This is a genomic window from Exiguobacterium sp. s143 (genome assembly GCF_018618895.1).
Lineage (GTDB): Bacteria > Bacillota > Bacilli > Exiguobacteriales > Exiguobacteriaceae > Exiguobacterium_A > Exiguobacterium_A abrahamii.
Map to the genome: position 1 here is coordinate 448851 of NZ_JACSMX010000001.1, position 13021 is coordinate 461871.

General features: G+C 46.3%; 15 protein-coding genes. 7 read left to right on the forward strand and 8 right to left on the reverse strand.

Features of this window, described 5'->3' with window-relative positions; all coding sequences use genetic code 11:
• Positions 1-57 precede the first annotated feature (57 nt).
• The 3 genes from KNQ03_RS02650 to KNQ03_RS02660 form a co-directional block, all read right to left on the reverse strand.
• A complete protein-coding gene (locus KNQ03_RS02650) occupies positions 58-966 on the reverse strand; it encodes a LysR family transcriptional regulator (protein WP_214723464.1) in 909 nt (302 codons plus the stop codon).
• A 12-nt stretch (positions 967-978) separates the two neighbouring features.
• Positions 979-1929 carry a magnesium/cobalt transporter CorA gene (corA, locus tag KNQ03_RS02655; RefSeq protein WP_214723466.1) on the reverse strand — a complete coding sequence of 317 codons (951 nt, stop codon included), beginning with the start codon at positions 1927-1929 and terminating at the stop codon, positions 979-981.
• Between the two features lie 481 nt (positions 1930-2410).
• Positions 2411-2959, reverse strand: a complete 549-nt coding sequence (locus KNQ03_RS02660) for a hypothetical protein (RefSeq protein WP_023468520.1) — start codon at positions 2957-2959, stop codon at positions 2411-2413.
• Positions 2960-3243: 284 nt separating this feature from the next.
• On the opposite strand from KNQ03_RS02660, the gene KNQ03_RS02665 reads away from it, so the two are divergent.
• Positions 3244-4362, forward strand: coding sequence for an NAD(P)/FAD-dependent oxidoreductase (locus tag KNQ03_RS02665; protein WP_035397025.1), 1119 nt, complete (start codon positions 3244-3246; stop codon positions 4360-4362).
• 42 nt (positions 4363-4404) lie between these two features.
• On the forward strand, positions 4405-4728 hold the full coding sequence (locus tag KNQ03_RS02670) for a hypothetical protein (protein WP_133207443.1): 324 nt from the start codon (positions 4405-4407) through the stop codon (positions 4726-4728).
• Between the two features lie 78 nt (positions 4729-4806).
• Here the strand turns inward: KNQ03_RS02670 and egtD are convergent, their stop codons facing one another.
• From egtD to KNQ03_RS02695, 5 genes are all read right to left on the reverse strand, one after another.
• Positions 4807-5763, reverse strand: coding sequence for an L-histidine N(alpha)-methyltransferase (gene egtD, locus KNQ03_RS02675; protein ID WP_055968420.1), 957 nt, complete (start codon positions 5761-5763; stop codon positions 4807-4809).
• Positions 5763-7043: an ergothioneine biosynthesis protein EgtB gene (gene egtB, locus KNQ03_RS02680; RefSeq protein WP_214723468.1), complete on the reverse strand. Its 1281-nt coding sequence runs from the start codon at positions 7041-7043 to the stop codon at positions 5763-5765. The genes egtD and egtB overlap by 1 nt, the downstream gene beginning before the upstream one ends.
• 124 nt (positions 7044-7167) lie before the next feature.
• On the reverse strand, positions 7168-8151 hold the full coding sequence (guaC, locus tag KNQ03_RS02685) for a GMP reductase (RefSeq protein ID WP_214723470.1): 984 nt from the start codon (positions 8149-8151) through the stop codon (positions 7168-7170).
• Positions 8152-8311: 160 nt separating this feature from the next.
• A complete protein-coding gene (locus KNQ03_RS02690; protein WP_214723472.1) occupies positions 8312-8818 on the reverse strand; it encodes an NUDIX domain-containing protein in 507 nt (168 codons plus the stop codon).
• Entirely contained in the window at positions 8805-9362 is a 558-nt protein-coding gene (locus KNQ03_RS02695) for a GNAT family N-acetyltransferase (RefSeq protein ID WP_149427536.1), read from the reverse strand. Before KNQ03_RS02695 ends, KNQ03_RS02690 begins: the two co-directional genes overlap by 14 nt.
• Positions 9363-9506: 144 nt before the next feature.
• Here KNQ03_RS02695 and KNQ03_RS02700 point away from each other — a divergent pair, with 144 nt between their 5' ends.
• From KNQ03_RS02700 to KNQ03_RS02720, 5 genes are all read left to right on the forward strand, one after another.
• Entirely contained in the window at positions 9507-9767 is a 261-nt protein-coding gene (locus KNQ03_RS02700; protein WP_214723474.1) for an RNA polymerase sigma factor, read from the forward strand.
• A gap of 243 nt (positions 9768-10010) precedes the next feature.
• On the forward strand, positions 10011-10211 hold the full coding sequence (locus KNQ03_RS02705; protein WP_023468529.1) for a cold-shock protein: 201 nt from the start codon (positions 10011-10013) through the stop codon (positions 10209-10211).
• 84 nt (positions 10212-10295) lie between these two features.
• Positions 10296-10661 carry a nuclear transport factor 2 family protein gene (locus KNQ03_RS02710; protein WP_047394207.1) on the forward strand — a complete coding sequence of 122 codons (366 nt, stop codon included), beginning with the start codon at positions 10296-10298 and terminating at the stop codon, positions 10659-10661.
• 124 nt (positions 10662-10785) lie between these two features.
• Complete coding sequence (gene serC, locus KNQ03_RS02715) at positions 10786-11850, forward strand: 3-phosphoserine/phosphohydroxythreonine transaminase (protein ID WP_149427537.1); 1065 nt, start codon at positions 10786-10788, stop codon at positions 11848-11850.
• Entirely contained in the window at positions 11851-13008 is a 1158-nt protein-coding gene (locus KNQ03_RS02720; protein WP_214723476.1) for a phosphoglycerate dehydrogenase, read from the forward strand.
• The last annotated feature ends 13 nt before the right edge of the window (positions 13009-13021 follow it).

Genomic DNA, 13021 nt, shown 5'->3' on the forward strand with positions numbered 1-13021 from the left:
GTGAATAGACGAGTCATTCTTTTTTTTGAGTCAGTCCCCTTTTTGATTGCCTTCTCGTCAACGCGATGGCGTTGGCCAGTACGACTGAAAATAGTGGACGATGTATTGGTGGACGTGCCGGATGACAGGACGTAATTCCGTCCCAACGAGTCGGTTCAATGAGACATCCCATAACATCGGTGGGTCGAACGGGATGATTTTAATGTCATCCGCATGGTGAAACCGTAGTATCGGCTCCGGTAGGATCGAGATGACGTCAAGTTCTTGGACCATCCCGATCAACAAGTCCCATGCCCCTGACATGAAGAAGATATTCGGCTCTTGCTGCACTTTACGAAACTCCGATAATATTTGATGATGTAACATGAATCGGTCGTTCAAGATGACGAGTGGTTCATTTCCGATATCACGATAGGATAGCGCTTCTTTTGCTTGAAACGGGTGATTCGGACGAACGGCGACGACGACCTCATCTTCGATCAATCGAAAACGTTCGATGCCATAGGATTCACCCGGTTCGATCAAGATGGCCAAGTCGAGTTCTTCAAGTAACAGTCGACGTTTGAGTTCAAACGCCCCCTCCTCGATGATTTCGAGTTCGATGCCAGGGTGTTCCGCCATGAACTTCGGAATCAACTGCGAAAATAAGACAGGGAGGATGACGGGTGGGATACCGAGACGGACTTTTCCTCGGACGACGTTCGAGCGTTCACGCAGATGCCCCATCAATGCTTGATGACGTGTCAGAACGATCTTCGCATCCTCATACAATTGACGTCCCGTTTCCGATAACCCTGTCAACCGTCCGTGCTTTCGAATGAACAGTTCCACTTGCTCCAGCTGCTCGAAGTCGCGGATCATCTGACTAAGCGCCGGTTGCGAGATTGACAAGTGCTTCGAAGCACGCGTTAAGTTATAGCCTTGCTCAACGATTGTCGTAAAAAAAAGTAACTGTCGAATATCCACTTACATCTCCCCTTATTCATCAAACCAGCGATTTTTTTTGAAAAACAGAATCATTCCTAAAGCGAGGAGTCCCATTGCCCCTAATGTCACGAAATAACCGTACCGAGTGGTCAGTTCTGGCATATGTTCGAAGTTCATGCCGTATATTCCGGCGATGAACGTCAACGGCATGAAAATCGTCGTGAAGATTGTCAACGTCTTCATGATGCTATTCATCCGGTACGAGTTGAGGGAAATGAAATTATCCCGAAACTCAGAGGTCATTAATCGATTGTATTCGATCATTTCCGATAACTTCAGTAAGTGATCGTACAAATCGCGAAAGAATGCTTGTTTCTTTGGATGAATCGATAACCGCTTTGATTCGACGACACGATACAGTAAGTCCCGCATCGGCATGACAGTCCGCGAGATTCGAAGTAACCGCGCGCGTAGTTCGAAAATCTCCTCCATCAACCGACGATCATTGCCACGCGTTCGGTAGCGTTCTTCAAGCGCAAACAATTCATCTTCCGTCGCATGAACGATCGGAAAATACCCGTCGACGATCTTATCCATGATTTTATGTACGAGGTCGACTGTTTCTTGTTTGTCGAGGCGTTGGCTACACTGTTCAAACACGATATCAATTTCTGGTGAAGATTGCTCATGGTAGCTAACGAGATGCCGATCACTTGCGAACAAATTGATTTCACGACTCGTCAACGTTCCTTCATCGAGCGCATGAAGGACAAAAAAGCTATGTTCTGTATAATATTCAAGCTTTGGGCGTTGCAAGTAATGAAAACAATCTTCAATCGCCAGTGGATGAAAATCAAAAACCTCAATCAATTTTTGCTTCTCTGCGTCTGTCGGTTGATCGAAATCAACGAAATAACGTTTGATGCCCGACTCCTGTATCCGACTTACATCATCGGTCAAAATGATTGTGTCATTCGCATCGATCAGTATACAACGAATCAACTTTTTCTCCCCCTTTTCCTATGTAAGCGTACTATATTTTTTCGTATGCAACAAAAAAAGGATTTCCTCGAAGAGAAATCCTTTCAGATTGTAGACAAATGAACTGACTCAAAAAATGACACACCTTTTCACGCCCTTTCCTCAGGCGAGACACAAGCCAGTTTTCCCGCTCCATTCGAGCAGGAAAACGGGTCTTGTTTGTCTCTGACAGCGCAAAATCGCACTTTTTCCTGTAGGAGTGGCGTGTAATGCGTCATTTTTTTATATCCGGAAGAAGGACCGAGAAGCATTTTGTTCACTCGACATCGCTTCCTAGGGAAAAACAAGCAAGAGCGACCCTGAAGCGAAGCGGCGCGATGCTTGTCCCAGGAAAACGATGCGAGTCGAACAAAAAAAGCGCAATCCTTCTCGTTAGAGAACAATTGCACTTGTCTTCAGTCTCAAAAGATTTCCCCGAAGAGAAATCCTTTTCATATAGCAATCAACCATGTTCAATATAAAATCCGCTCCAATAAACCTGACGATACGTAAACTCTTTTCCACTCTTCGTCGTCACAAGCATCTCATCTTCTGCCATGACGGCAATTTTAATGGGTACTTCACCGTGATCCGTCAAATAATTGAGGATCTCAAGATGCCGATTCAACCAAAGACGACGGCGGAACCAACGAAAACGACTGAATGCCGCACTGAAGTGGAGTAAGGCAAGCGCAAGGATAATTAAAGCAAACGGAAGTGGAATATCGAACAACGCAATCAAATATACATCTGCGATCAGCAAGGATAACGAGAGACCCATTTCCGTCATCTCCATGAAAGATGCTTTATAGGTCGCAAAGTAGGTCATCACACGAAATAGGAAGATGACCGTGAGGTACGGTACAAAGTACATTTGAAACACATGGTCCGTGCCGCTGTTGACGAACATGAGCAGTGGCAGGAAGAATAGCAATTTCCAGATTAGGATGGCGGAATAAAATAAAGTATGATCCGTGTAGCGTCTGCGTACGATGGCTTGACTCATATTCATTGCCTTCCCCTCCTTCATGATGGACCGTTTCAAAGTCGATGATGACAGGACATGATGCCTATAAGGGTATGTTTCCGAATTCAGCTGTTTCTAATCGTCTAATTCACAGTTTTTAGAAACTGTATATTTAGTATACGTCATCATTCACCAAATGGTTCACTTTCCCCATCATTTCCCATCATTCGATGTGCTACAGATTGGAAACCCGCTCTTGCTAGTCGTCCGGATCTTCTACTGCTACAATAAAAGATATTCCAATTGAACAGAATCGAGTTGAATCTTTCATGTACACCCATATCATCATTGGCGCCGGAATTCTCGGTGCCTCGACTGCCTATCATTTATCGAAGGCTGGTGAACGCGTCTTACTCGTCGATCGGAAGGAACCCGGTCGAGCCTCTCATGCGGCAGCCGGCATCATCTGTCCATGGATGACACAGCGGCGAAATAAGGCATGGTACAAATTAGCGAATAACGGGGCTCATTTTTATAAGACGTTGATTCCTGAACTGGAAGCACTCGGTGAGACGAGTACGGGTTATCAGCAAGTTGGCACGATCGCCTTACACGAAACATCAAAAATCGAAAAGATGGAGACGATTGCGCAAAACCGTTTTCCGGAAGCGCCTGCCATCGAACGTATCGAACGACTGGACCAAGATCGTGTCAAAACGCTCTTTCCACTCGTCGAACAGATCGAGGATGCCTTATTCGTTTCCGGTGGTGCCCGCGTTGACGGACGTGCCTTGTGTGCCTCATTGATTCGTGGTGCTGTCGAACACGGTGCGACCGTCCTAGAAGGAGATGCTACTCTTGTCGTAGACAAGGGAGTCGTCACTGGTATAACCATGGAAAATGAACAGTACTCGGCAGAACAGTTCATTTTAACGGCGGGTGTTTGGTTAAATGACCTACTCCGTCCACTTGAGCTTAAAATCGATTTGCATCCGGAGAAGGGACAGATCCTGCAACTCGATTTGACGGATTCTACATCAACGACTTGGCCCGTCGTCATGGGACAACGCGGATTATATCTCGTCTCAATCCACGAAGGGAAACTGATCGTCGGTTCAACACACGAAAAACAGACCGACTACGACTTGAAACCAACCGTTAAGGGGATGTATGCCTTATTGAATCGGGCTTTACCTGTCTTACCGCGTCTCGAAGAAACAACGATTGATGAACTGCGTATCGGCTTACGCCCGTATACGAAAAACTCCCTGCCGGTGATCGGACCGCTTCAAAATCATCCGAACGTGTTCCTAGCGAACGGACTTGGTGCATCTGGTTTGACGATCGGACCCTATCTCGGTAGCCAATTAGCGAAGCTTGCACGTCATCAAGCGCCTGATATCGAATGGACGACTTATGAGCCGACCTATGTCTCTCTCGACTCCTGACCAACTCTATGCTTCACTTTGAAAGGAAGTACACCATTGTCCATGAAACCAATCGTTCCTCTTGAATTATTCGATGCTTTAGATATACGTGTTGGTACAATCCAGTCGCTTTCGGATCTTACCGATGGCTCAATTCAGCTTGAACTACAATTCGACGGATTTACGCGTTTATTCTCACTCGACTGGGAATCACTGCGACCCGATGTCCATGAATTGCTTGGAAAACAAGCGATTGCCGTACTCAATATACCTGGTCGTACGCCTGAAGAGTCCGGTCGGGTGCTTGAGATCGGTCGCTCGGAACAATGGATGCCGATTCTCGTCGTACCGGAACATCCGATTCCGGAAGGAGCACGTGTCGAATAAGGCATATCATTTAGAAAAACACTCCCTGTGTCGCTTCGTAATGGAAGCTTTCAAGTGGGAGTGTTTTTTGATGTGCCGTTACATTTTTTCTAAATAATGCACGCTGAATCGTTCATCGTCATCGATCCAACAATTGACTGAATGAAAACCACTTTGACGGGCAAGTGTCTCAAACTCTTCTTTACTATACTTATAGGAGTTTTCCGTATGAATCGTTTCCCCTTGTTTGAATGGAACCGTCACATCTCCAACTTGCACGAGTTGATCGAGTTGACTCCGAAGATGCATTTCGATTCGTCCTTTTTCTTCATTATAAAAAGCATGATGTTCGAATCGTGTCACATCAAACGTTCCCTCGAGCATCTGATTCAAATGCGTCAACATGTTCAAATTGAATGCTGCTGTGACACCGGCTGCATCATTATAAGCCCGTTCAAGCACATCAACAGACTTTTTCAGATCAACACCGATCAAGAATCCATCGCCCGTTTCAAGAATTCGTGAGGAATGACGTAAGAAGCGCATCGCTTCCTCCGGTTCAAAGTTACCAATCGTCGATCCCGGGAAAAAGATGACTCGTTTTTGAGACTCCTCGACCGGTAAAGAAATCGATTGTGAGTAATCCCCACAGACCGCTTTAATATGCAGCGCAGGATACCGTTCCGACAATTGGCGTGCAGATTCCATTAGGAAGTCTTTTGAGATATCAATGGGCATATACGTATCGAGATGTGTAAATGTCTCCAGTAACATCTGGATTTTACGACTGCTGCCACTTCCATATTCAATCAGTGTATGCACATCGCCGATACTTCGTGCAATCTCCGCTCGATGCTGCTCCAAGATGGCGAGTTCTGTCCGTGTCGGATAATATTCCGGTTGTTGCGTAATCTGTTCGAACAACTGGGATCCGATATGATCATAAAAATATTTTGCCGGTAAGACCTTTTGTTCTCGCATCAGACCTTCAATGACTTCTAAACGCATGTTTTGTTGCGGCGTATATAAATCGTACCCAATGACTGTCTCTCGCATCACATGTCACCTGCCAATCGGAAGCCGCCAAATAACCAACGTTTATCAGGCGGGAAGAAGTTGCGGTATGTCTCGCGAATGTGATCGTCAGGCGTCACGCACGCTCCTCCACGCAGTACCATTTGATTACACATGAACTTCGCATTGTATTCCCCGAGCGCTCCTTCGAGCGGTTTACTGCCTGGATATGAACTATAAGCGCTCGACGTCCACTCCCAGACGTTTCCGAACATGCTCGCAAGCGTTGTCTCTGACTCTTCGACGGCTACCGGATGGAAGGTTCCGCTTCCCATCATATTACGCTTCGTGACAGAATCGACTTGACGAGAAGCCCATTCCCATTCCGCTTCTGTCGGCAAGCGTTTCCCTATAAAGCGACTATAAGCGTCCGCCTCATAAAAACTGACATGACAGACCGGTTCATCGAGACGAAGTGGTTCGACACCGTTCATCGTAAAGATCGTCCATTCTCCCGCGTCATCTTTCATCCAATATAACGGGGCTTTCCAGCCTTCTTTTTGAACCGTTGCGTACCCATCCGATAGCCAGTACTCTGATTTTTGATAGCCCCCTGCTTCAATGAACGCCAAATACTCCCCGTTCGTGACAGGACGCGTTGCGAGTTTAAACGGATGTAACCACGTTTTATGACGTGGACTCTCGTTGTCAAACGCAAAACCGTCTCCTGTATGACCGATCTCGACGAGTCCTTCCTCGAATTGGATAAACGATGTTTCCTTGACTGCATTTTCAGGCACATCTGTTGTCAACGACTTTGACTGATAAGCAGGTAACAGTGGATTCGTGAAAAAGTTATACTTCACGTCCATCAAGATCAATTCCTGGTGTTGTTGCTCGTGTTGCAGTCCCATCTCGACTAACGATTCGATTTTCCATTGGTCTTCTGGAGTCCGTTCTTCTTTCAAGAACTCGACCATTTGTCCATCGACATATGACCGGTAAGCAATGATGTCTTCGACGGTCGGACGTGACAACATCCCCCGTTGTTGACGAGGCTGGTAAGGACCGATTGAATTATAGTAAGAATTGAATAGATAATTGTACTTCGGATGGAAGACTCGATAGCCTTTACTATATTCTTGTAAAATCATCCGTTCAAAAAACCAGGTCGTATGGGCGATGTGCCATTTCGGCGGACTCACGTCCGAACTCGCTTGAATGATGAAGTCTTCTGCTTCGAGCGGTTCAATCAAGGCAATTGTTTGGTTACGAACAGTGGCAAATTTTTCGATTAAGTACGATGTCGTTTCAAATAGCATGTCAATCACTCCCTATCCAAAATATTCCGAATCTTTTGGTCCATTTGATGTATACCCCTCCTATGGAAGAGTTATGCTAAAGAAACAAAAAAAAGTCCGCTCCGTTAAGAGCGAACTGATCACTTTAATATACTTTATCGCCGTTGAAGATCGAGTTCTTGACGACGACGTAGTCGACCGTCCGAATCGCCTGCAATTTGTTTCCGCCAGCGTATGAGATTGCCGATTGTAAATCTTGCTCCATCTCGATCAACGTATCCGCCAGGCTTCCTTTATGCTCGACGAACATCTTTTTTCCTTCAACGTTCTTGCGTTCCCCTTTTTGGAACTCAGAAGCAGAACCGAAGTATTCCTTGACGAGCACTCCGTCCACTTCATGTGTCTCACCAGGCGATTCTTCATGCCCCGCGAAGAGTGAACCGATCATGACCATCGACGCACCGAACCGGACCGACTTCGCGATATCGCCATGCGTCCGAATCCCACCATCCGCGATGATCGGTTTACTTGCTGCTTTTGCACACCAACGAAGTGCCGCGAGTTGCCAACCGCCTGTACCGAATCCTGTCTTAATCTTCGTGATACACACTTTACCTGGTCCAATTCCGACTTTTGTTGCATCGGCTCCCGCATTCTCAAGTTCACGCACCGCTTCCGGTGTCCCGACGTTACCAGCGATGACGAAACTTGCAGGTAGAAGCGACTTGATGTGGCGAATCATTTGAATGACGGCTTCCGAATGACCGTGCGCGATATCGATCGTGATGTATTCCGGAGTCAGCCCTTCTGCTGCGAGATGTTCGATCAGCTGATATTCCTCTTCCTTGACACCGACGCTAATTGAAGCGAACAGTTGGCGTTCTTGCATCATGCGAACGAAAGCCAAACGACGAGCCGGTTCGAATCGATGCATGATATAGAAATAATCGCCTTCCGCTAAGAACAAAGCGATCGATTCATCAATGATCGTTTGCATGTTTGCCGGTACGACCGGAAGCTTGAAACGTCTACCACCGAACTCGACTGACGTATCACATTCCGAACGACTACCAACGATTGATTTTGCTGGAATTAATTGAATATCTTCATAATCGAATACTACATCCATGAATAACACCTCTAATTACGAATATTTTTTAATATATTGGCGATAATCATTCGCCCCTTGACTACTATAACGAACTGTCCTCATAGTGTCAAAGAAATTTTCGCATTTTTAAGGCTTTTTAAGAACTTTATTCAGATATCAACAGTTAAATGTTCGTATTTTACCGATTTTTACATTGTAAATTTATCAACCAGTGCTCTTCCCAGTCAAAATAGCTTGTTGCTTCGGATACTTCGAACACATGATCAGGATAAGGGAGTGCTAGAGGTGGACGATCCTGTTTTGGGAAATATGCCAGTTGTTTGGATTCCCCATCGACGGCTTCGAGCGTTCCCCCGACTACCTTACACTCGAATACTGTCGCTACGTATTCAACTTCGTTTCCGTCTGGGTACGTCAAACGAAACGACTCTCCACCGAAGGTCGCAATCAGACGGACCGGTCGGACGAATAGACCCGTCTCTTCATAGACTTCGCGAATGACTGCCTGTGCCGGCGATTCCCCCAGTTCGATCGCTCCAGCAGGCAAACTCCAAAACGGACCTCCTGGATCCTGAAAGAGGATGTGACCTGCTTCGTTTCGAATGATCGCTGCGACGCATGGTGTAAAAAGACGCTGCGTTCCGACAAGTTGGCGCAGATTGGCATAATAATTAGAGATTGGCATGACGTGACTCCTTTCGGTCTTCTTTTAATAGGGCAAACAAAACAAAGTCTTCCCAGGCATCGTTGATGAAGAGATTTTGTTTCGCGATTCCCTCTTTACGAAATCCGACTTTTTCAAGGACACGGATCGAGCCGATATTCTCTGGCATGACTTCAGCACGGATCCGGTGGAACTGGTGGACATCAAATAAATGATCCACGAACAATCCGACCGCTTGTGCCATATATCCTCGTCCTGAAAAGGCGGCATCCAACTGGTAGCCAATCATGCATGTCTCCGCTGGTCCACGTTGAACGAACATCGCCGAAACATCCCCAATCAACTGGTCCGTCTCGGATAAAAAAACACCATACGCATAATAAGCATCTTGACGCATTAACTCTTGATGACGATGAATCCGTTCACGTTGCCCTTTTATCGTGTATTGTTCTGGTGACGGCTTGATTGGCATCCAGTATTCAAAGTGATCACGGTTTCGCAAATTCACCTCAAGGATCTCCGCTGCATCCTCCAAGATGTACGGGCGAATGTATACAGGAAGCATATAACGTTCCTCCATTTCCATTATTATCTTCAGTTCAAGAAGTTTGGGTGTTTCATAATTCATATAGCGGGAATCTACATTATAGTTTCATTACATTACAGTGACAGCATACTATAGAGAAAACTGTCGAAGAAGGAGTGACTTATGTATTCAGACACTGATTTGCTTAATCAAATCAAACAACGCGATTCTGTCGCGTTAGAACGATTATACGATCGTTACGAAAAAACACTCTTTCTTCTATTCCGTCGCACACAAGTCGAGGATGCACTCATTCATGCCGCGATGACACAACTATTCCGAACTGTTTGGGAACAACCGACACGTTATCCGAACTTCCAAGGATTCATTTTGCATACATTACGACAGCTCAGTAGTAAAAGAGAACATATTCCGACTCGTTGAAAGAATCAGTTATACTCTTTCGACACGGGTAGAATGAACCCTTTAATTGCATGATTTATTCAAAGAAGAACAGCTTCGTTTGTTCTTTTTTTGTTTTGTCCTTTCTTTTTCAATTCAGGCATGCTATATTATTAAGTAATTATTGTTGTTCGGTGGAGATACGAAGTGTTTCACTTTATATTCGATGAAATTGATCACGGTAGTAATAATCAGTGTGCCAGTCACACGCAGGAGGCAATACACATGGAACAAGGTAAAGTAAAATGGTTTAACGCAGAAAAAGGATTCGGCTTCATCGAGCGCGAAAGCGGAGACGACGTATTCGTACACTTCTCAGCAATCCAATCTGAAGGTTTCAAATCACTTGACGAAGGTCAAGAGGTTTCTTTCGAAGTTGAAGAAGGTCAACGTGGACCACAAGCAACTAACGTTGTAAAACTTTAATTTCTTTTAGACCCTGCTCACGCAGGGTCTTTTTTTGTGTTTATATATGCTACACTAGCGATTCAGGAAGAAAGGAGATGTATTATGACACTTGAACAAACGATGCAACACCTTCAAGATGCTATGCTAAAAGGCGACCTAACACAAGTCTCGCATCTATTATCTCCCGAATTTACGTTCATCGATGCATTAGGGCGGTCATTTGATGCCGAGACCTACCTCGATCATTACGTGGATCCTGCAAACATCCGCTGGTTATCCCGGACCGATGATTTTTCATACATTGATCATTTCGAAGATACGGCAATCCAGTATAGTTTGACAGAAGACCGATTTGAATACGGGACAACTCAATACGTTGGTCGTTTCCGGATCGTGTCCATCTATCGTGCTACGTCAGATGGTTGGAAATGGCACTTTGGTCAATTAACATCTCTTGATCCGTCGTAACGGATTCAAGGGATGTTTTTGTTTTCATTTTCCATTCATCGTCAGTTGGAATTGCTTCTCATTTTTCATTCCGTTACACTTGAGGGGTACATATTTTCTGAAAATTCAAGAAGGAGTGTTCCTCATGACGGTTTATAACTTCTCTGCCGGTCCAGCAGTCCTTCCTGCCCCGGTCCTATTGAAGGCTCAATCCGAGCTACTCGATTATGAAAATTCAGGACAATCCGTTCTTGAAATGAGTCATCGTTCGCCAATCTTTGAATCGATTCGAGATGCGGCTGAACAATCCTTACGGCGACTGATGTCGATTCCCGATACGTACTCCGTATTGTTTCTTCAAGGAGGAGCTACACTTCAGTTCGCGATGTTACCGCAAAATCTGGCGACGAAGACCGGACGAATTGATTTCATCGATACCGGCGGCTGGTCGACGAAGGCGATTGCAGATGCCAAACTGTACGCCACGGTCAACGTGCTCGCCTCTTCCGCTGATCACGGGTATCGCTTCATTCCAAAAGGTCCGTTCACGTCAACAGCCGACTATTTGCACATCACTTGGAACAATACCCTCGAAGGGACGACGTATCAGACACCGCCTCTCGTCGATGTGCCACTCGTCGCTGATGTCTCGTCATCGATTTTGTCTGAACCATTGCCAATCGAGTCATTCGATGTGTTGTATGCTGGTGCTCAAAAAAACCTTGGTGTCGCTGGTTTAACGGTCGTCATCGTGAAGAACGAGTTGCTTGATCGTGTTCCTGACACGATCGGTGCCTACTTACGGTATGACATCCATGCAAAACAGCGGTCTCTTTATAACACGCCACCGACGTTTAGTCTTTATATGACGAAATTAGTGCTCGATTGGATTGAAGAGACGGGACTCGAGACGATCGCGGCACGAAACGTCTCACAAGCGCGCATGTTATATGAAGCAATTGATCAATCCGATCTATTTCATAACCATGTAGCCGTCAAGGATCGAAGCCGGATGAACATTCCATTCTCGACCGGAAGCGAATCGGAAGACGCTGCTTTCTTGAACTTCGCTGCGCGTAACGATTTAATCAATCTTGCCGGTCATCGCTCGATTGGTGGAATGCGCGCGAGTCTTTACAATGCGATGCCGACCGAAGGGGTTACGGCACTGATTCATATCATGCACCGTTTTGAACAGGGGGAACGTTAAATGTATCAAGTCCAACTATGGAATGATCTATCAGACAAAGGATTAAAACGATTTACAGACGACTATCACGTCCAGCGGGAAACGGAGCAACCAGACGCCTTTCTCGTCCGCAGCAAGGATTTACATGACATGCGCTTTCCAGATAGTCTCAAAGCCGTCGCCCGAGCTGGCGTCGGTGTCAATACGATTCCACTCGATCAACTCGCGAACCGCGGGATTCCCGTCTTTTCGACACCAGGTGCCAATGCGAATGCCGTCAAGGAACTTGTCATCGGTAGTTTATTCCTGACGGCGCGAAAACTCGTCCCGAGTCTGCTTTGGACGAACAACTTACGCGGACCAGATATTCCGGAGAGGATCGAAGCGAACAAAAAACAATTCGTCGGAACGGAGTTGCTCGGGAAACGAATCGGGATCGTCGGACTCGGGGCAATCGGGGCAAACTTAGCCAACACCCTTCACGAGCTTGGCATGACCGTCACAGGCTATGATCCACATATGTCCGTTGAGTCTGCCTGGCGCGTCTCGAATCAGATTCAGCGGGCAACACAGCTCGAGGATCTCCTCGCGACAAGCGACTACATCACGTTGCATCTGCCGCTCGTTGAAGCGACGACGGGTTTACTCGATGGGTCACTCTTCTCGAAGATGAAACACGGCGCGACCCTACTCAACTTCTCGCGTGGTGAACTCGTCGATGAACAAGCGTTAGCAGAAGTGCTCAGGTCCGGTCGCCTGGCGAATTATGTGACGGATTTCCCGAACGCCTTCATCTTGTCCCTCCCCCGGGTCATTGCTTTACCACATATCGGGGCATCAACAAGTGAAGCGGAGGAAAACTGTGCTATCATGGCGGTCGATCAACTGCGTCTGTTCCTTGAGACAGGAAATATCCGCAATGCTGTCAATTTCCCAGCCGTCGAGCTACCGTTCACTGGAAAACGACGAATTACGATTGCTCACCACAACATTCCGAACATGGTCGGTCAAATCGCCTCGGTGTTAGCGCAAGAGTCGATCAATATCGCGAATATGATCAATGGTAGTAAAGATGCGATTGCCTATACGATCATCGATATCGATAACCATGCGGACGAGATGATTTCGCTAGACCGACTGAATCAGATTCCTGGCGTCTTGAAAACACGCCTACTCTAAAGGAGTGAACCCC

Bases quoted from the DNA above. Each gene is read 5' to 3' on its own strand.
- KNQ03_RS02660 (WP_023468520.1), bottom strand. From the start codon at position 2,959: ATGAATATGAGTCAAGCCATCGTACGCAGACGCTACACGGATCATACT.
- KNQ03_RS02665 (WP_035397025.1), top strand. From the start codon at position 3,244: ATGTACACCCATATCATCATTGGCGCCGGAATTCTCGGTGCCTCGACT.
- KNQ03_RS02670 (WP_133207443.1), top strand. From the start codon at position 4,405: ATGAAACCAATCGTTCCTCTTGAATTATTCGATGCTTTAGATATACGT.
- egtD (WP_055968420.1), bottom strand. From the start codon at position 5,763: ATGCGAGAGACAGTCATTGGGTACGATTTATATACGCCGCAACAAAAC.
- egtB (WP_214723468.1), bottom strand. From the start codon at position 7,043: ATGCTATTTGAAACGACATCGTACTTAATCGAAAAATTTGCCACTGTT.
- guaC (WP_214723470.1), bottom strand. From the start codon at position 8,151: ATGGATGTAGTATTCGATTATGAAGATATTCAATTAATTCCAGCAAAA.
- KNQ03_RS02690 (WP_214723472.1), bottom strand. From the start codon at position 8,818: ATGCCAATCTCTAATTATTATGCCAATCTGCGCCAACTTGTCGGAACG.
- KNQ03_RS02695 (WP_149427536.1), bottom strand. From the start codon at position 9,362: ATGCTTCCTGTATACATTCGCCCGTACATCTTGGAGGATGCAGCGGAG.
- KNQ03_RS02700 (WP_214723474.1), top strand. From the start codon at position 9,507: ATGTATTCAGACACTGATTTGCTTAATCAAATCAAACAACGCGATTCT.
- KNQ03_RS02705 (WP_023468529.1), top strand. From the start codon at position 10,011: ATGGAACAAGGTAAAGTAAAATGGTTTAACGCAGAAAAAGGATTCGGC.
- KNQ03_RS02710 (WP_047394207.1), top strand. From the start codon at position 10,296: ATGACACTTGAACAAACGATGCAACACCTTCAAGATGCTATGCTAAAA.
- serC (WP_149427537.1), top strand. From the start codon at position 10,786: ATGACGGTTTATAACTTCTCTGCCGGTCCAGCAGTCCTTCCTGCCCCG.
- KNQ03_RS02720 (WP_214723476.1), top strand. From the start codon at position 11,851: ATGTATCAAGTCCAACTATGGAATGATCTATCAGACAAAGGATTAAAA.